General features: G+C 64.5%; 13 protein-coding genes. 2 read left to right on the top strand and 11 right to left on the bottom strand.

Annotated elements, in window-relative coordinates; genetic code table 11:
* Window positions 1-60: 60 nt before the first annotated feature.
* From ASG57_RS26310 to ASG57_RS26270, 9 genes are all read right to left on the bottom strand, one after another.
* Window positions 61-1,146, bottom strand: coding sequence for a branched-chain amino acid ABC transporter permease (locus tag ASG57_RS26310; protein ID WP_024336904.1), 1,086 nt, complete (start codon window positions 1,144-1,146; stop codon window positions 61-63).
* Window positions 1,143-2,153, bottom strand: a complete 1,011-nt coding sequence (locus tag ASG57_RS26305; protein ID WP_024336905.1) for a branched-chain amino acid ABC transporter permease — start codon at window positions 2,151-2,153, stop codon at window positions 1,143-1,145. Before ASG57_RS26305 ends, ASG57_RS26310 begins: the two co-directional genes overlap by 4 nt.
* Entirely contained in the window at window positions 2,150-2,872 is a 723-nt protein-coding gene (locus ASG57_RS26300; protein WP_057198150.1) for a branched-chain amino acid ABC transporter ATP-binding protein, read from the bottom strand. The genes ASG57_RS26305 and ASG57_RS26300 overlap by 4 nt, the downstream gene beginning before the upstream one ends.
* Window positions 2,869-3,645, bottom strand: coding sequence for an ABC transporter ATP-binding protein (locus ASG57_RS26295; RefSeq protein WP_057198148.1), 777 nt, complete (start codon window positions 3,643-3,645; stop codon window positions 2,869-2,871). The genes ASG57_RS26300 and ASG57_RS26295 overlap by 4 nt, the downstream gene beginning before the upstream one ends.
* A 174-nt stretch (window positions 3,646-3,819) precedes the next feature.
* Entirely contained in the window at window positions 3,820-5,004 is a 1,185-nt protein-coding gene (locus ASG57_RS26290) for a substrate-binding domain-containing protein (protein ID WP_024336908.1), read from the bottom strand.
* A 106-nt stretch (window positions 5,005-5,110) separates the two neighbouring features.
* The gene (locus ASG57_RS26285) at window positions 5,111-7,135 is read right to left on the bottom strand and encodes an acyl CoA:acetate/3-ketoacid CoA transferase (RefSeq protein WP_057198146.1); all 2,025 of its coding nucleotides are present in this window, start codon (window positions 7,133-7,135) and stop codon (window positions 5,111-5,113) included.
* Between the two features lie 240 nt (window positions 7,136-7,375).
* Window positions 7,376-8,818 carry a sigma-54 interaction domain-containing protein gene (locus ASG57_RS26280; RefSeq protein ID WP_057198145.1) on the bottom strand — a complete coding sequence of 481 codons (1,443 nt, stop codon included), beginning with the start codon at window positions 8,816-8,818 and terminating at the stop codon, window positions 7,376-7,378.
* A gap of 152 nt (window positions 8,819-8,970) precedes the next feature.
* The gene (locus ASG57_RS26275) at window positions 8,971-10,707 is read right to left on the bottom strand and encodes a putative bifunctional diguanylate cyclase/phosphodiesterase (RefSeq protein WP_028145801.1); all 1,737 of its coding nucleotides are present in this window, start codon (window positions 10,705-10,707) and stop codon (window positions 8,971-8,973) included.
* A 300-nt stretch (window positions 10,708-11,007) separates the two neighbouring features.
* Complete coding sequence (locus ASG57_RS26270; protein WP_024336912.1) at window positions 11,008-11,973, bottom strand: sensor histidine kinase; 966 nt, start codon at window positions 11,971-11,973, stop codon at window positions 11,008-11,010.
* Between the two features lie 171 nt (window positions 11,974-12,144).
* On the opposite strand from ASG57_RS26270, the gene ASG57_RS26265 reads away from it, so the two are divergent.
* Entirely contained in the window at window positions 12,145-12,984 is an 840-nt protein-coding gene (locus ASG57_RS26265) for an SDR family NAD(P)-dependent oxidoreductase (RefSeq protein ID WP_057198143.1), read from the top strand.
* Window positions 12,985-13,104: 120 nt separating this feature from the next.
* On the opposite strand, the gene ASG57_RS26260 is transcribed toward ASG57_RS26265, so the two are convergent.
* On the bottom strand, window positions 13,105-14,481 hold the full coding sequence (locus tag ASG57_RS26260; protein ID WP_057198141.1) for a cytochrome P450: 1,377 nt from the start codon (window positions 14,479-14,481) through the stop codon (window positions 13,105-13,107).
* 135 nt (window positions 14,482-14,616) lie between these two features.
* Window positions 14,617-15,852: an LLM class flavin-dependent oxidoreductase gene (locus tag ASG57_RS26255; RefSeq protein ID WP_057198139.1), complete on the bottom strand. Its 1,236-nt coding sequence runs from the start codon at window positions 15,850-15,852 to the stop codon at window positions 14,617-14,619.
* Window positions 15,853-16,043: 191 nt separating this feature from the next.
* Between ASG57_RS26255 and ASG57_RS26250 the strand changes: the two genes are divergently transcribed.
* Window positions 16,044-17,456 carry an MFS transporter gene (locus ASG57_RS26250; protein ID WP_057198137.1) on the top strand — a complete coding sequence of 471 codons (1,413 nt, stop codon included), beginning with the start codon at window positions 16,044-16,046 and terminating at the stop codon, window positions 17,454-17,456.
* Window positions 17,457-17,462: the final 6 nt, after the last annotated feature.

The following is a 17,462-nucleotide window of genomic DNA, read 5'->3' as shown; positions in this document are numbered from 1 at the left end:
AGACGCGTCACGGTTGTGCGGCGCGCGCGGCAACCGACGCGCTGCATCATGAATCCCCGCTTAATGCGATCTGCCGCCGCTCTTGTCTCCGGCGGGATTGCGCAGCCGCCCCACCACGCCGGTCGGGAAGAAATAGACGCTGGCGATGAACAGCAGCCCGAGCCACAGCAGCCAGCGGTCTGGATGCAGCAGCCCCGGCAGCAGCGGCAGGCCCGCTTCGCCCGCTGCCGTGGAGGCGGCACCCATCAGCGCCTGAAGATAGTTCTGGGCCAGGATGAAGATGGTGGCGCCGATGATCGCGCCGTAGATCGTGCCCATGCCGCCGATCACGACCATCAGCAGGATGTCCAGCATGATCGAGAAGCTCAGCGACGTATCGGGGCCGGCATAGCGCAGCCACAGCGCGTTCAGGATGCCGGCGCTGGCGGCGACGAGGGCCGCGATGCAATTGGCGTAGGTGAGGTGGAACACGGTGCGGAAGCCGAGCGCCTCGGCGCGGAAACGATTTTCGCGGATGGCCTGGAGCACGCGCCCGAATGGCGAGTTCACGACACGCAGCAGCGCGAGGATCATCAGCGCCGAGACGGCGAAGACCAGATAGTAGGTCAGGATGCGGCCGTTGATCTCGAAGCCGAACAGGTTCTTGGAGATCAGTATCGTGCCGGGGCGAAGCAGCTCGGGCAGCTGGAAGCTGCGCCCGTCCTCGCCGCCAGTCAGCCAGGACAGCTGCGAGGCCAGCACCTGGAAAGCCGAGGCGACCGCGAGCGTGATCATGGCAAAGAAGATCGCGGCCACCCGCAGCGAGAACAGCCCGATCGCGAGCGCGAGCAGGGCGGCCAGCGGCAGGCCGGTGACGATGCCGGTGGCGACCGCCGCCCAGTTCGGCCCCATTCCGTACAGCGCGATCGCGATGGCGTAGCTGCCGATGCCGTAGAACATGGTGTGGGCGAACGACACCGAGCCGGTATAGCCGAGCAGGAGGTCGTACGAGGCGACCAGCGCGGCGAAGACGCAGATCTTGGCCGCGACGTTCAGGGCCTTGGCCCCCGGAAACAGGAACGGCGTCGCTGCCAGCGCCAGGATGATGAGAATGAGAACGAGCGTCAGAACGCGGCTGCGCGGCGGATCGCCTGAGAGGATCATCATCGGCTGGTCACCGCATAGAGGCCGCGCGGCCGCCACATCAGAATGGCGACCATCAGCAGGATGTTGGAGACGAGGGCGAGTTTCGGCACCAGGAAGCCGCCGTAATTGGCCACCATCGCCACCAGGATCGCGCCGATGAAGCAGCCGCCGATCGAGCCCAGCCCCCCGATGATGACGACGATGAAGATGAGCACGGTGAGCTCGTCGCTCATCGAGGCGTGCACCTGCTCGCGGTAGAGCGCCCACATCACGCCGCCGAGGCCGGCCAGCGCCGATCCCGTCATGAACACGCCGAGGAACAGCCGGCGGATGCGATAGCCCAGCGCCTCGACCATCTCGCGGTTCTCGACGCCGGCGCGGATCAGGAGGCCGAGCTTGGTGCGGTTGAGCACGAGCTGGATGGCGATGAAGACGGCGAGCCCGATCAGCATCGCCAGCACCCGGTATTTGGCGATGGCGACGTCCCCTATGATGAAGGAGCCGCGCAGCGACGTCGGCAGCGGCATCGGGATGATCTGCGGCCCCCACAGCGCATACAGCGTCTGCTCGGCGACGATCAGGCCGCCCGTCGTCATCAGGATCTGCTTCAGATGCTGGCCGTAGACCGGGAGGATCAACACGCGCTCGACGACCAGGCCGAGCGCGCCCGAAACCGCCATCGAGAGCAGCGCGGCCGGCCCCAGCACCGCGAGGTTCATCCAGAGCGAGTCGGCCTGCACGGAAGCCGCGAACGGGGCCAGCACCAGGGTTGCGATATAGGCGCCGACGGCGATGAAGGCGCCATGGCCGAAATTGAGCACGTCCATCAGGCCGAACACCAGCGTCAGGCCCGAGGCCATGATGAAGATCATCATGCCCATGGCAAGGCTGGCGGCGGTCAAGGTCAGCCAGGAGCTCGGCGATCCGATCAGCGGGATCATGAGAAGCGCGAGCGCCACCGGCAGCAGGATCGGCGCGAGATCGCGCTTCGGTTTCGGCAGCGGATCGGTTGCGGCAAGTTCAGTCACTGATGCGTCTCCAGGCTCAGGCCGAGCAGCCGCTCCTGCAGCGGCACGTCGGCGGCGAGCGCCGCCATCTCGCCGCGATGGACGATGGTGCCGTTGTCCATGACCAGCACATTGTCGCCAAGCTCGCGGGCGGCGAAGAAATTCTGCTCGACCAGCAGGATGGTGGCGCCCTTGCGCTTGATCTCCTTCAGGCACTCGATCAGCGCCATGACGATCGCCGGCGCCAGCCCCTTGGTCGGCTCGTCGATCAGCAGGAGCTTGCGCGGCTCGACGATCGCGCGGGCGATGGACAGCATCTGCTTCTGCCCGCCGGAGAGGCTTCCGGCGCGCGACAGCCAGAACCGGCGCAGTGCCGGGAAGAAGCCGAAGATCCAGTCGAGCTGGGCATCGTCGAGCGGCCCGTCGCGTGCCGCCAGCAACAGGTTCTCCCTGACCGTGAGGTCGGAGAACACCGCCATGCTCTCCGGCACATAGCCGACGCCGAGCTTCGCGATGTCCGGGGTGGCAAGGCTCTCGATGCGCTTGCCGGCAAGGCTGATTTCGCCGCTTGATGCCTGCCAGAGACCCATGACGGTGCGCAGCGTCGTGGTCTTGCCGGCGCCGTTGCGGCCGAGCAGCATCGTGACCTGACCTTGTGGCACTGCAAGATCGATGCCCTGAAGGATGTGGTAGCGACCGATATGGGTGTGCACCCCGGAGAGTTTCAACAGATCGCTCATGCTGCACCCTCGGTGGCATTCTTGGGTGCGACGCCGAGATAGGCTTCCTGCACGATCGGCGAGGCGATCACCTCGGCAGGCTTGCCGTCCGCGACGAGCTGGCCGTTATGCAGCACGATGATGCGGTCGGCGAGGGAGCGCACCACGTCCATCTTGTGCTCGACGAGGAGAATGATCTTGCTCTTGTCCTGCTTGAGCTGCGCGATCAGGTTGAGAACGACGGGCACCTCGTCGATGCTCATGCCGGCGGTCGGCTCGTCGAACATGAACACTTTCGGCTCCAGCGCGATCATCAGTGCCACCTCGAGCTTGCGCTGGTCGCCATGCGACAGTGCGGTTGCGGCGCCGCCGCGGCGGCTGCCGAGCGCGACCTGGTCGAGAATGGCGTCGGCCCGTGCGATCAGGTCGCGACGCACCATCCAGGGTCGCAGCATGTCGTAGTGAGTACCGCTAGCGGCCTGCACCGCGAGGCGCACGTTCTCTTCCACCGACAGGTTCGGAAACAGGTTGGTGAGCTGGAAGGCGCGGCCGAGGCCCGCGCGCGTGCGCATCGGCGCGGAGTGCTGGGTGATGTCGGCGCCGTCGAACAGGATGCTGCCGTTCGAGGCGCGCAATTGGCCCGAGATCAGATTGAAATAGGTGGTCTTGCCGGCGCCGTTCGGCCCCACGATGGCCGTGAGCTCGCCCGGTCGAAACGTGCAGGAGACATTGTTGACCGCGACATGACCGCCGAAGCGGATGGTGAGGTCGCGGGTTTCGAGGGTGAGCGGCATGGGTGTCTGGAAATGATGAAGCTAGATTTATCCGCAGTCGCGGTGCGCTCCCTCCCCCGCTTGCGGGGGAGGGTAGGGAGAGGGTGTTTCCGCAATGGGACTATCCCCGAGAGGAGAAAGCCCTCACCCGGCGCTTCGCGCCGACCTCTCCCGCACGCGGGAGAGGTGACCAAATTACCGCTTGTTCTTGACCGGAACGTCCATGTCCTCGATCTTCAGCTCGCGCACGGGCTCGAGCACCGCCCAGGCGACGTTCGGATCGACCTTGACCTTGAAGTGATACATGCTCTGCAGCGCCTGATGGTCTTCCTTGCGGAACACCATCTTGCCCTTGGGCGTGTCGAACTCCAGGCCTTCCATCGCGGTGATCAGCTTCTCGGTGTCGGTCGACTTCGCCTTGGTGACGGCGGCGACGACGGACATCGCGGCGGCGAAACCGCCTGCGGTGAAGAAGTCCGGCGGTGCGTTGAAGCGCTTCTGGTGCTCGGCGACCAGCCAGTCGTTCACCGGGTTCTTCGGGATTTCATAGTAGTAGTAGGTCGCCCCTTCCATGCCGGGCAGGCTCTTATAGGCCGCGAGCGCCGGCAGGATGTTGCCGCCCGTTGAGAGCTCGATGCCGTAGCGCTTCGGGTCCATGTCCTGAAGCTTGGCCAGCGGATTGCCGGCGCCGGCCCATATCACCCAGATCACCTTGCGGCCGGGCTTGTCCTTCAGCGCGTCGAACAGGCGCTGGCCGACAGCGGTGAAGTCGGTGGTCGAGGTCGGGGCATATTCTTCGGCTGCGAGCGTTGCGCCGGTCTTGGCGAGCGCCTCCTTGAAGGCTGCGACGCCGTCGCGGCCGAAGGCATAATCCTGCGCCAGCGTCGCGACGGTGACGCCCTGCTTGCCGATCGCCACCGCGTTGGAGATCGCGTCCTGCGAGGAGTTGCGCCCGGTGCGGAAGATGTAGCGATTCCACTTCTCGCCGGTAATCTGGTCCGCGACCGCGGGCTCGACGATCAGGATCTTCTTGTTCTCCTCGGCGACGGGGAGAATGGCGAGCGCGGCGGCCGACGAGGTCGTGCCGATCGCGATATCGACCTTGTCATCCTGATAGGCTTCGGCGAGTGCGGCCTTCGCAAGGTCCGGCTTGCTCTGGTCGTCCTTGGTGATGATGACGATCTTGCGGCCGTCGAGCGTCATGCTGCCTTTGGTGGCGTATTCGAAACCCATCTTCAGGCCGGTCTCGGTCTGTTTGGCATAGGCCTCGAGCGGGCCGGTCTTGCCATAGATCAGCCCGATCTTGAGATCCTCGGCCCGTGCGGAGGAGCCCGCGGCGAGCGCGAGAATGGTTGTTGTTAAGATGAGTGATCGACGCACGATGGTCCTCCTGATCTAAAGTTTCTCGGCAACAGCGATTTGCACAAGCTTACGAACATTGCAATTGAACCTTGCGGTGGAGCGGGCGCTGGCTTTTTAGCATGCATCATCTTTGGGCCTGCCTCGCTGCGCCAGCCTCGACTTGGCGCCAGTCCGACTGCGCTTCTTCCGCGCTCTCGAAGATGTGCGGCGCGACGCCGCGTTTCTCCAGAGCTTCGCCGAGCTTGATGCGCAGGAAGCCCGACGTCGTGTAGCGCGACACGCCGGAATAGAAGCGATCGACGAGGCTGCGCACCATCGCCGAATAATCGTCCATCAGTTCCGGCAGGATGGAAAAATTGTCATAATTGACGATGGCGTAGACCCGGCGTCCGAGCGGCGCCAGGCGGGCCTCGACGATGGCGGCGATGGTGTCGATCTCGGCCTTGCTGCGCAGCGGATAGCGTTCCAGATTGACGAAGAACAGGTTCTGCTGCTCGTCCAGCGTGAAGCGCTGGTCGAGCGGGATGGTGAGCAGGCGCTCGCGCAGGTCCATCAGGCCTTCGCGGAAGATGCGCTCGTCCATCATAGCCGGGTCGCGCGGGATCAGCGGCTTGAAATCCATCAGCCGCAGAATGTCACGCTCGATGTCGATACCCGGCGCAACTTCGGTGAGCTCGAGCCCGTCCGCCCTGAGCTCGAACACGCAACGCTCGGTGACGTACAGCGCGCGCTGCTTGCGCGCGGCGGCAAACGGACCGCTGAAGGTGACGTGCTCGACGCGATCGACGAACTTGCGCGACTTGGCTTCGTCGAGGATGACGAGCTTGCCGTCATTCACTTTGATGCGCTGCTTGCCCGCGCCGAACGTTCCGACGAAGACGACCTCCTTGGCGTTCTGGCTGATGTTGATGAAGCCGCCGGCGCCCGCAAGCTTCGGCCCGAACTTGCTGACATTGAGGTTGCCGGCGCGATCGACCTGGGCAAGCCCGAGGAACGCGGCATCGAGACCGCCGCCGTCGTAGAAGTCGAACTGATAGGGCTGGTCGATCACCGCCTGCGTGTTGATCGCCGCGCCGAAATCGATGCCGCTCGCCGGGATGCCGCCGATCACGCCCGGCTCCGCCGTCAGCGTGATGAGATCGATGATCCGCTCTTCATTGGCGACGGAGGCGATCCCTTCGGGCATGCCGATGCCGAGATTGACGACGCTGTTGGCCTTCAGCTCCAGCGCGGCGCGCCGGGCGATGATCTTGCGCTCGCTGATCGGCATCACCGGCAGCGAGGCCGCGCGGACGCGGATCTCGCTCGAAAAAGCCGGATTGTACTGCGTGCCGAAAGTCTGCCAGTGGTTCTCCGGCCTCGACACCACGACGCAGTCGACGAGGATGCCGGGAATCTTCACCTGGCGCGGATTGAGGCTGCCGGCCTCCGCCACGCGTTCGACCTGGGCGATGACGATGCCGCCGGAATTATGCGCCGCCATGGCAATGGCCAGCGCCTCCAGCGTCAGCGCCTCCTTCTCCATGGTGAGATTGCCGTCGGGATCGCCCGTGGTGGCGCGGATGATCCCGACCTGGATCGGAAACGTCTTGTAGAGCAAGCAGTCTTCGCCGCCGATCTTGATCAGCTCCACCATGTCCTCGGTGGTGCGTGCGTTCAGCTTGCCGCCGCCGTGCCGGGGATCCACGAAGGTGCCCATGCCGACGCGGGTGATGTGGCCGGGCCGGCGCGCGGCGATGTCGCGAAACAGATGCGTGATCACGCCCTGCGGCAGGTTGTAGGCCTCGATCTGGTTCGCGATCGCGAGCTGCTGCAGTCTGGGCGCAAGGCCCCAGTGCCCGCCGATCACGCGCCGGACCAGTCCTTCATGCGCGAAATGATTGAGGCCGCGCTGCCCGCCGTCGCCCTGTCCGGCTGCATAGACCAGCGTCAGATTGCGCGGCTTGCCCTGCGTGTAGGGCGCATCGCCCTCATGGGACAGATAGAGCTCCTCCAGCGCGATCGCGATCTCCTCGGCAAAGCCGATGCCGACGAAGCCGCCGGTCGCGACGGTGTCACCGTCGCGGATCAGCATGACGGCCTCGGCCGCCGAGACGACCTTGCCCTTCTCGGAATTGCGCAGATAGGGCAGAGCTGGGTGATGGCTCACGGCGTTCCTCCCGATCCCTCGACCGTATGCCGTTGTTCTTGTGCGTTGATCTTAGCGTGGGGAGCTGCCCTGGAACAGCTTGCTCCCGCGCGAGAAGACGGAGATAGCAAGGTCCGCGCCAGATGCCGCTGGTTCGCGGAAAGCGGCCGAAGTTGCGGCAATTCCCACATGCCGGCGTCAAAGAGTAGCCCGGCACCGTGTCCGGATTCCGAGACTCCGGACAGTTTCATGTCTCAAAACTCAGACGGGAGCCGACCCGGAGGCGAGGCCGAACTTGGCGAGCTTCTTGTAAAAGGTCGCGCGCGAGATCCGCAGCATCCTGGCGGCCTCGGTGATCTGTCCGTTGCTGGCAGCGAGCGCCTGCTCGAGCGTGTGCTTCTCGAACTCAGCCTCGGCTTCGGCATAGGGCACGACGGCCGCCGCGGAGCGTGCGGGCGCCGCCGGCCTGACCTCGGCACCGACAGGAAGGATGCGGGCGACATCCTCGCCGGTCAGTCGCCCGGAGTCGCTGAGGATCAGCGCGCGCTCGAGAATGTTACGGAGCTCGCGGACGTTGCCCGGCCAGTCGTAGCGGGCGAGCGCTGCAAGCGCGCTCGGTGTGATCTTCGCCTTGACGTAGTCGCCCGACGCGCTGATGTCGTCGAGCAGCCGGGCGCAGATGTCGGGGAGATCGCCGAGGCAGTGCCGCAGCGGCGGCAGATCGATCGAGAGCACGTTGAGACGGTAGTAGAGATCGGCGCGAAATGCGCCGTCGCTGACGCGCTTGCGCAGGTCGACATTGGTCGCGGCGATGACCCGGACGTCGACCTTGGTGATCTTGTCCGAGCCGAGCGGCTCGATCTCGCGCTCCTGGAGGACGCGCAGCAACTTGGCCTGCAATTGCAGCGGCATCTCGCCGATCTCGTCGAGGAACAGCGTCCCGCCGTCGGCGATGCGGAATTTGCCCTCGCGCCCCCTGCGGTCGGCGCCGGTATAGGCGCCCGGCGCGGTGCCGAAGAACTCCGACTCGATCAGCGTGTCAGGGATGGCGGCGACGTTGACGCTGACGAACGGCTTGTCTGCACGTGAGGAGGCGTTGTGAATGGCTTGAGCCAGCATCTCCTTTCCCGTTCCGGTCTCGCCGGTGAGCAGGACGGTGACGCTCTGTCGCGCCGCACGGCTCGCGAGCTCCTTGGCTCGCGCTATTCCCGGCGTTGAGCCGACGAAATCGGCGAAGGTGAAACGCGCGGCGCGGGCGCTCGACAATTGCCGCCGCGCCAGCCGCAGATCGCTCTCGAGCTGGGTGACGCGGGCGAGCAGCGGCTTCAGGCTTTCGAGGTGATCATAGAGCACGAAGCCGATCGCGCCGATCACCGTCCCGTTCTCGTCCTCGATCGGCATGCGCGTGACGACGAGCTGCTCGCCGCCGAGCTCCATGATGTCGAGCAGGATCGGCTCGCCGGTCTCGGCCACCTTCCGCATCAAGCTGTTCGGGATGACCTCCTCGATCGATCGTCCGATCGCCTCGCTGGTCTGCTTGAGACCGAGCGCAGCAAGGTATTTTTCGTTGACGTAGACGACGCGTCCGCTGCGATCGATCGCAATCGCGCCCTCGCAGAGCTTCTCCAGCCGCTCGAACAGCGTCTCCATCGCGCGTGCACGGAGATAGGCGGGATCGCTGATCGAGGAGGAGGGAGCGGACATGACATATCCCAGGCGGCGTCCGCCTGTGTATCAGCAAAATGCCAGCAATTTCAAAGAGGAAATGACGCTGAAGCCAGCTCCGCAATCGCGGTCGTCCCGGGTTCGCTTCGCGCCACGGAACGACAATGGTGTGTGTTGCGCCGCTCCGCGTCCTACCTTCGATACCCGCTCGCCCGGGAATAGCCCTGGCGATTGTGTTGCACCGGCCGGCTCGCCACGCTGATCCGCGCCTCGCTGGAGGCCGGCGTTGCGAGCTTCAGCTCCTCCAGGAAGATCGGCCGGGAGAAGTAATAGCCCTGCGCGTAGCGGATCTTCGTTGCCGCCTGGAGATAGGCGAGCTCCTCGTGGGATTCGAGGCCTTCGGCGATCACCGTCATGCCGAGCGCTTCGCTCAAGGACTCGATCGCGCGCAGGATGCCCTGGCTGCGCGGGCGCTTATGGATGTCGGTGATGAAGGAGCGGTCGATCTTGATCTCGTCGGCGGTGATGTCGGCGAGCGCGGAGAGCGAGGAATAGCCGGTGCCGAAATCGTCGATGGAGATGCCGACGCCGAGCTTGCGGAACATCGGCAGGATCTCGGTCTGGAAATGATTCTTGGCGACGAAGGCGTCTTCCGTCACCTCGATCATGAAACGCTGGGGAAAGCCGGTCTCGTCCAGCGCCTGCGCAAAGCTGCGCATGAACTCGGGATTGCCGGCCTGCTTGGCGGCGACGTTGATGCTGATGGTCGCTTCCGCGCCGAATGTGTCGTTGATCAGGTCGATCGATTTGACGATCTCGGCGAGCACGAGATGGGTCAGCTCGTCGATCAGCCCGAGCTCTCCGGCAAGATTGATGAACGAGCCGGGCGCCTGGATCACGCCTTCGTCGTCGCGCAGGCGCACCAAGGCCTCGATGCCTTTTACGGCCTGCGTGCGGATGTCGACCTTGGACTGGAAGGCGCAGCAGAAGCGTTTTTCCAGGATGGCGAGCCGCAGCGACTGCTCGACCTTCATCCGCGCCTGCGCCTCGCGCTCCATGCTGGCGTCGAAGAAGGCCGCCAGCCCCTTGCCGTTGTTCTTGATGCGGTACATCGCGATGTCGGCGTTCTGCCGCAACGTCTCGAAGCTGCGTCCGTGGTCCGGATAGAGGCTGATGCCGACGGAGGTCGAGGCGAAGATCTCCGAATTGTCGATGAAGAACGGCGCGGTCAGCCGCTCCAGTGTCGATTGCATGAATTCGGCGACTTCCTCCTGGCTCTGGATCGGGGAGAGCAGCAGCAGGAATTCGTCGCCGGAGATGCGCGACAGCATGTCGGAATCGCGCAGGTCGCGCCCGAGCCGCTTCGACAGTTCGACCAGCAGCGCGTCTCCGACGGCGTGACCGTAATAGTCGTTGATGTGCTTGAAATTGTCGACGTCGAGAAAGGCCAGCGCGAATCGCTCCCCGCCGCGATCCCTCGCCAGCAGATTGTTGGCGCGATGCTCGATCACGCGCCGCGAGGGCAATCCCGTCAACTCGTCGAAATATGCCGAGCGGAACAGCTGGTCTTCGAAATTCTTCTGCTCGGTGATGTCGGAGGATGCCGAGATCAGGAGCTCGCGCCCGGCGAGGCGAACGGGACGATGGGTCGTGAGCAGCACCTGCCGCGCGGCGCCGGCGTGAAGCGCTTCCTCCGTCACGACCGCCTGGCCGGCGCTCAGTGCCTGCCGGCAGGCTTCGCGTCGCGGTGCGAGGTCGGCCAAGGGACGGCTGCCGTCGATGCCGAGCTGGGCGGCGGCGGCATCGTTGACCAGCAGAAGCTCACCCTGCGCGTCCTGCACGGTGAGGCCGGCCGGCAGCATTCTAACGATTTCCTTGAGAAAACCGAGTTCGGCTTCGGTCGCGCCGGAATAGCTATTGTCGTTCATAGAAGTCATGAATCTTGTTGTTTCAGCGCGCCTTTGCAATGGGCGCGATCTTCCGCGGTTCCCTCTTAAGTTTGGTTAAGGGGTCCGGAGAAATACGGGGGTGTTTTGGAGAAAACTTGCGGCGATGCGATGCGCGCCGACGATCGTCATTAACAGAGGGTCAACGCGCATAACGAAACTGCGTGACGTGCGCGCGCTTGGTTTTCGTTGGCGTCGTGGGTAGCATTTGAAGAGGTCGATCGGATGCAGCCTGGCCGTGACGCTGCGGAAACTCCGGTGGTCCGGTCGACCGGCCTTGCGTTAGCCGCTTCGCGGGATCCGGCATTGCATGATGCAATGGAGCCCGGTCTTCAGGTAGGAGATCTCTGTTCTGCCTTCGAAGGCGGAAAGCGCCGACTTCAGCAGCTTGGTGCCGAAGCCGGGCTCGGACACCTTGTCCACGCTCGGCCCCTCTGTTTCGTCCCAGGTGATGGTCAGGCGGTCCTCGCTGACGGTCCAGGACACCTGCAGCAGACCGCGCGGAGAGGAGAATGCGCCGTACTTGCCCGCATTGGTGGCGAGTTCGTGAAACATCAATGACAGCGTGACCGCGAGCTTCGGCGGCAGGAACAATCGATCGCCGTTGAGCGTGAAGCGGACATGGCCGTAAGGGCCGAGCTCGGAGATCAGGAGGTCGCGGATGTCGCAGCCGGCCTTGTCGATCCGCGAGATCAAATCGTCGGTTGCGGCCAGCGAGCGCAGCCGGGGATCGATCCGCGCCCAGACCTGCGGCTGGTCGTGCAGGACCTGATGCAGCACGGCATGCACCGTCGACAGCTTGTTCTTCAAGCGGTGCTGAAGCTCGTCGACCAGCAGCTTGCGATACTCTTCCTCCTCGATCAGGCGTTTGGAGATCCGGCGCTGCTCAGCCAGCATGGTGCGATAGTGCTCGACTCCCCAGATGGTCATCGCGCAGACGGCCCAGTAAAGCGCGAGCAGAGCGAACCGCGCACGATCGGCAAAGGCATCACCGAAATTCAGGACGACTCCGAGCACGCCGCCGACCAGCGCCGTCACCACGCCGATACGGAATCCGCCTAGCGCAGCGGCAAAGAAGACGGCCGGGAAGTACGGCGTAAAGTAGATGTCGGGGCGTACATGAGCGAGACCCCAGCGCACCAGGGTCGCGCCCAACAGGCAGATCACCGCAAAGGAGATGCTCAAACCGAGCGAGGGCGGTGCGGCGCCCTGCCAGCCTTTGCGAAACTCTTCGATCAGCTTCCCCATGCGCAGCCCGCTCGCGAGAGGCGTTCGAAAATCGGGCGGCCCGTGAGGATGTTACGCATGCCGCCTGCACAAGCATAGCTTGCCTTGGCGGACGCGGACAGGGATAGTGGTTGCTCTGGCGATGGCCGACATTCGTCACTCGACATCAATCGCTCAAAACAGGAACATCTCATGGGCAGGCTGGACGGCAAGGTTGCGGTGATCACGGGCGCGACCAGCGGGATCGGATTGCGCACTGCGGAAGTCTTCGTTGCCGAAGGTGCCAAAATTGTGATCGCTGGGCGGCGTCTACCGGAAGGCGAGGCGCTGGCGAAGCAGCTCGGAGCCAACTGCATCTTCCGTCAGACCGATGTCACGGTCGAAGCGCAGATGCAGGCGCTGATCGCGATCGCAGTGGATAAATTCGGCAGGATCGATTGCCTGTTCAACAATGCCGGCGGGCCGGCGCAGACCGGCGGCATCGAAGGCCTCGAGGCCGAGCGGTTCGATGCGGCAATGGCGACGCTGGTGCGCAGCGTCATGCTCGGGATGAAGCACGCCGCGCCCTACATGAAGAAGCAGGGGGCGGGCAGCATCATCAACAATGGCAGCATCGCCGGCCGCCTCGCCGGCTTCTCGTCCTCAATGGTCTACAGCGCGGCGAAGGCAGCGGTGATCCATCTCACCAAATGCGTGGCCATGGAGCTTGGCGAGTCCAACGTGCGCGTCAACTCGATCTCGCCCGGCGCGATTGCGACAGGCATCTTCGGCAAGGCGCTGGGGCTCTCGACCGATGCAGCGGAGAAGACGCCGGCGGTGATGCGCGAGGTCTACAAGACCGCGCAGCCGATCCCGCGTGCCGGCCTTCCCGACGACATCGCCCATGCCGCGGTGTTCCTGGCCAGCGACGAGTCCAGCTTCGTCAACGGCCACGACCTCGTCGTCGACGGCGCCATGACCGGCGGCCGCAACTGGAGCCAGCAGCAGCAGGGTTACGTGGCGCTGCGCAAGGCGTTCGATCAGGGCGCGTAGTCGATATCTGCTGTCATTCCGGGGCGATGCGAAGCATCGAACCCGCAACCTCGAGATTCTCAGGTGCGCAATTGCGCACCATGGTTCGCAGTTCGTGCGCCGCAGAATGACGGAGTTGACTCAAGCAGGCTTCACGCTCACCCGCAGCCCATCCCGAGGCTTCGGGATCGGCCACATCTGCCAGTCCGGCTTGTAGCCGGGCGCGAGCGACACCTCCATGTTCTGCAGAAAGTGCCGCGCGAAGCACTTCGCCTGCATATAGGCGAAGTGCAGGCCGAGACACATGTGCGCGCCGCCGCCGAACGGGACGAAAGCGAAGCGGTGACGGTTGCGTTGCGCTTCCTCGGTGAATCGCAGCGGATCGAAGCGCTCCGGCTCCGGCCAGATGTCCTTCATGTGGTGTGTATAGAGCGGATTGATGCCGACGGCGGTACCGGCCGGCACCTTGAAGCCCTTGAAGGTGAAATCGCGCATCGCACGCCGCGGCATCGAGGGTACCGGCGGCTTGATCCGCAGCGCTTCCTTGAAGGCCATCTCCGTCAGCGGCATCTTTTCGAGATCGTCGAAGCTGCTCGGCGCATCCGGCGCAAGGCCGAGCGCGAGCACTTCCGCGCGCAACTTGTCTTGCCATTCAGGGTTGGCGGCGAGCTCGCCGATGAAGGAAGTCAGCGACGAAGTCAGCGTGTCGTGCGCCGCCATCATCAGGAAGCTCATGTGATCGATGATGTCCTGCTCCGAGAGCAGCGCGCCATCCTCATGGGTGGCGCGGCAGAGCTGCGAGAACAGATCGTCGCCGCCGTGATTGCCGCGGCGCAGCGGAATCTGCTCCCGGAAATAGGCGACGATGCGCTTGCGTCCCTTCACCCCTCGCGCCATCTGGGTGCCGGGCAAGGGGTGGCGGACCGGCGACACGGAGGCGGCGACCATATCGACAAAGGCGCGGTTGATCTCGTCGACCTCCGGCCCGATATCAGTGCCGAGGAACGAAGCCGCGGCGAGATCGAGCGTGAGCTGCTTCATCGCCGGATAGAGCTGCATCTCGCCGGGTCGTGCCTTCCACTTCGCGACGCGCGCGGAAATGCCGCGATCGAGATCGCCGAGATAGGATTTCATCGGCCCCGACTTGAACGCGACCGACAGCGCCTTGCGATGCAGCCGGTGCTCGTCGAAGTCGAGCAGCATCAATCCGCGCGGAAACAGCAGGCCGAGAACCTTGTTCCAACCGTGCGTCGAGGAGAACAGCTTCTGCTGGTCGAACAGCACGAGCTCGTTGGCCTCGGGCCCGAGCAGCACGACATTGGTCTCGCCGAAAAAGTGAGTGCGGTAGACCAGGCCGTATTTGGCGCCGTTCGCTTCGACATGGCCCTTGGGATCGGCGAGCACCTGAAAGGTCTTGCCGATGATCGGCCAGCCTTCGTCCCCGGGGATGTGGGTCAGCTCATTGCGTCGCGGCGGGGTGAACGGAAACGCAGGGGCGGCCACATTCTGCATCGACATGACGATTGCTCCGGTTGGCTGGCCTTGCCAGGATAGCACATCCGGGCAGGCTGGCGCGGCGGTCTCCCGTGTACGATAACGTCACCTCACCATCGTCGTCCCGGCTTTTGCCGGGATGACGACCGGGCATTCTCCCTATCGCTTCGCCGCTTCCTTTTGCAGATCCGGCGCGTTGACGGCGGGAATGGCGACACGGCCGGGGCCGGTGACCTTCAGTGCCTCGGCGGCCTTCTCGTTCTCCATGATCTTCGCCATCACGGCCTGCCCTGCGCGTTCGAAGATCGCGCGGTTCTCGATCACGAATTTCTGCGACCTGCGCAGGCCGTCGATGTAGCCGTTGATCTCCGGCACGACATAGCGCGCCACCATGTCCCAGCTCCTGCGGGTGTTCTCCGGATTGGCCCAGTCGTGCACGAAGCCGATGATGGCGCCGACGCCGCCGGAAACCTGCATCACGTTCTTGATCGTCTTGACGAGATCGTCGGGCGTGCCGATCGTGGATGCCGCGCCTTCGACGAAGGCGGTCTTGTCGACGGCCTCGTCGGGCGAGGAGAATGCCGTGAGGCCCGGCCGCTGCAGCGTGCCGACGTTATATTCGTTGTGCCAGCGCATCAGCCCGGCGCCCGCCTCCTTGCGTGCCTGTTCGCGGGTCTCGGCGATGTGGAAGGTCAGCAGCACGCGCCAGTCGGCACGGCTCACCGTGGTGCCGTGCTTCTTGGCGGCATCCTCGGCGAACTGCCATTGCTGCTGCAGCGACATCAGCCCCTGCGTCGTCATCGATCCCAGCGAGATGATGCCGATGCCGTATTTTCCGGCCAGCGTCATGCCCGACGGCGAGATCTGCGAGGCGACCACGAACGGCATCTCCTCCTGCAAGGGCAGGATCTGCAGCGCGGCGTCGTTCATCGTGAACCAGTCGCTCTTGGCGGTGACGCGCTCGCCGTTGAAGAGGCGGCGGATGATGCCGATGGCCTCGTCCTGGCGGTCGCGCTGCGTCATCGGATCGATGCCGAGCGTGTGCGCATCCGAGGCGAGTGCGCCCGGTCCGGAGCCGAAGATGGCGCGGCCGCCGGTCATGTGGTCGAGCTGCACCATGCGCTGCGCGACGTTGAAGGGATGGTGATAGGGCAGCGACACCACGCCGGTGCCAAGCTTGATTCGCTTGGTGCGCTCGCCGGCCGCAGCCAGGAACATCTCGGGCGAGGCGATCATCTCCCAGCCGGAGGAATGATGCTCGCCGCACCAGAACTCGTCATAGCCGAGCGCGTCCAGCTGCTCGACGAGGTCCAGATCGCGCCGGAACTGCAGCATCGGATGCTCCCCGATCGGATGATGCGGGGCAAGGAAGGCTCCGAACTTCAGGCGCGCCATGGGGTTCTCTCCGGCTGATTTTCTGTTTGTTGAGCCGATGAGGCTACGTGTCTCATGGCACGAACGCAATCGCGCGATGTCCCGTGCGGCGGAATGCGGTCATGCGTGCAGCGTCCTTACCTGCGAGGTAATCGCGATACCCTGTGCGATCTGAAATCCTGAGAACAGACAGGTTCCAGAGCCGTGCGCCAATGCACCAGATCGTCACAAGGCAAATCGATTCGTCCTGCCGCTGGTGGGTGCTGGCCATCGTCGTGGCCGCCCAGTTCATGTTCGGCGTCGATGCCTTCGTGGTCAACGTTGCCATTCCCACAATCGCCATCGACCTGCACGCGACGTCGGCAGAGATCGAGTCCGTCGTGGCGATCTATCTGATCGCCTATGCAACCCTCGTCGTCACCGGCGGCCGCCTCGGCGACATTCACGGCACCAAGAACCTGTTCCTGGCGGGCGTGCTCGGCTTCACCCTGACCTCGCTGTGGTGCGGCCTCGCGCAATCCGGCCTCGAACTGATCATCGCGCGGCTGGCGCAGGGCGCCACCGCGGCGCTGATGGTGCCTCAGGTGCTGGCGATGCTGCATCTGCTGTTCACTGACGAGGCGCGCAATCGCGCCTTCGCCGTTTACGGCATCGTGCTCGGGCTTGCCGGCGCCGCGGGCTTCCTGCTCGGTGGCCTTCTGCTCACGGTCGATCTCGCCGGCACCGGCTGGCGCTCGGTATTCTTCATCAACGTGCCGTGCGGCCTCGTCATCGCGGCCGCGGCCTGGCGCATCATGCCATCGACATCGCGCCGCGCCGACACGAAGCTCGACATCAAGGGCAGCGTGGTGCTGTTCGCGGGACTGTTGTGCCTGATCGGTCCGTTGCTGTTCGGGCACGATGTCGGCTGGGCGCCCTGGCTCTGGGCGATGATGGCCATCGGCGGCTTGATTCTCATTGCGTTCCTGAAGCTGGAGCAGGCGGTCGCACGCGCCGGCGGCATGCCGCTGATCGATCTCGCGCTGCTGGCGGACGCCGCCTTCATGCGCGGTCTCGGCGCCGTGTTCTTTTTCTTCTTCGCCAATCTCTCGTTCTATCTGGTGATGACGCTGTTCATGCAGCGTGGCCTGAACATCCCGCCGCTCGCAGCCGGCATGGCATTCATTCCGCTCGCGATTGCATTCGTCGCGGCTTCGCGCCACAGCGGGGTGCGGGCGCGCCATCGCGGCACCAAGGTTCTGCTCGAAGGCTGCGCACTTCAGATCGTAGGCCTCGCGGCGCTCGCGATCGTTTCGGTCCATGCCGAGCAGCCGACGGCGCTTGCGCTGGCGCTTACCATGATCATCTTCGGCTATGGTCAGGGTCTGGTGATGGCGCCACTGTCCGGGGCCGTGCTTTCGACCGTAAAACCTGGTGCCGCAGGCTCGGCCTCCGGCATGTACGGCACGACGGCGCAGATCGGAAATGCGGCCGGTGTGGCCGCAATCGGCGCGGTGTTCTTCGCGGGCGAAGCGCTGCAATCAGCGCGCGCGGGATTCCTGGTATCGCTCGCCCTCTTTGTGACATTCATCATGATCTGCGCCACGTTTCTGCTGTGGACTCGCCGCGCCGGAGCAAGAAGTTGAGGCATT

The sequence above is a fragment of the Bradyrhizobium sp. Leaf396 genome, assembly GCF_001424605.1.
Classification (GTDB): Bacteria; Pseudomonadota; Alphaproteobacteria; order Rhizobiales; family Xanthobacteraceae; genus Bradyrhizobium; species Bradyrhizobium japonicum_C.
Note: the sequence above shows the minus strand (reverse complement) of the source record. Positions and strands in the feature narration are given on the sequence as shown.

What these genes read in the sequence shown, in the direction of transcription:
- ASG57_RS26310 (WP_024336904.1), bottom strand. Translation starts at nt 1,146, where the DNA reads ATGATGATCCTCTCAGGCGATCCGCCGCGCAGCCGCGTTCTGACGCTC.
- ASG57_RS26300 (WP_057198150.1), bottom strand. Translation starts at nt 2,872, where the DNA reads ATGAGCGATCTGTTGAAACTCTCCGGGGTGCACACCCATATCGGTCGC.
- ASG57_RS26295 (WP_057198148.1), bottom strand. Translation starts at nt 3,645, where the DNA reads ATGCCGCTCACCCTCGAAACCCGCGACCTCACCATCCGCTTCGGCGGT.
- ASG57_RS26280 (WP_057198145.1), bottom strand. Translation starts at nt 8,818, where the DNA reads ATGTCCGCTCCCTCCTCCTCGATCAGCGATCCCGCCTATCTCCGTGCA.
- ASG57_RS26275 (WP_028145801.1), bottom strand. Translation starts at nt 10,707, where the DNA reads ATGAACGACAATAGCTATTCCGGCGCGACCGAAGCCGAACTCGGTTTT.
- ASG57_RS26270 (WP_024336912.1), bottom strand. Translation starts at nt 11,973, where the DNA reads ATGGGGAAGCTGATCGAAGAGTTTCGCAAAGGCTGGCAGGGCGCCGCA.
- ASG57_RS26265 (WP_057198143.1), top strand. Translation starts at nt 12,145, where the DNA reads ATGGGCAGGCTGGACGGCAAGGTTGCGGTGATCACGGGCGCGACCAGC.
- ASG57_RS26260 (WP_057198141.1), bottom strand. Translation starts at nt 14,481, where the DNA reads ATGTCGATGCAGAATGTGGCCGCCCCTGCGTTTCCGTTCACCCCGCCG.
- ASG57_RS26255 (WP_057198139.1), bottom strand. Translation starts at nt 15,852, where the DNA reads ATGGCGCGCCTGAAGTTCGGAGCCTTCCTTGCCCCGCATCATCCGATC.
- ASG57_RS26250 (WP_057198137.1), top strand. Translation starts at nt 16,044, where the DNA reads ATGCACCAGATCGTCACAAGGCAAATCGATTCGTCCTGCCGCTGGTGG.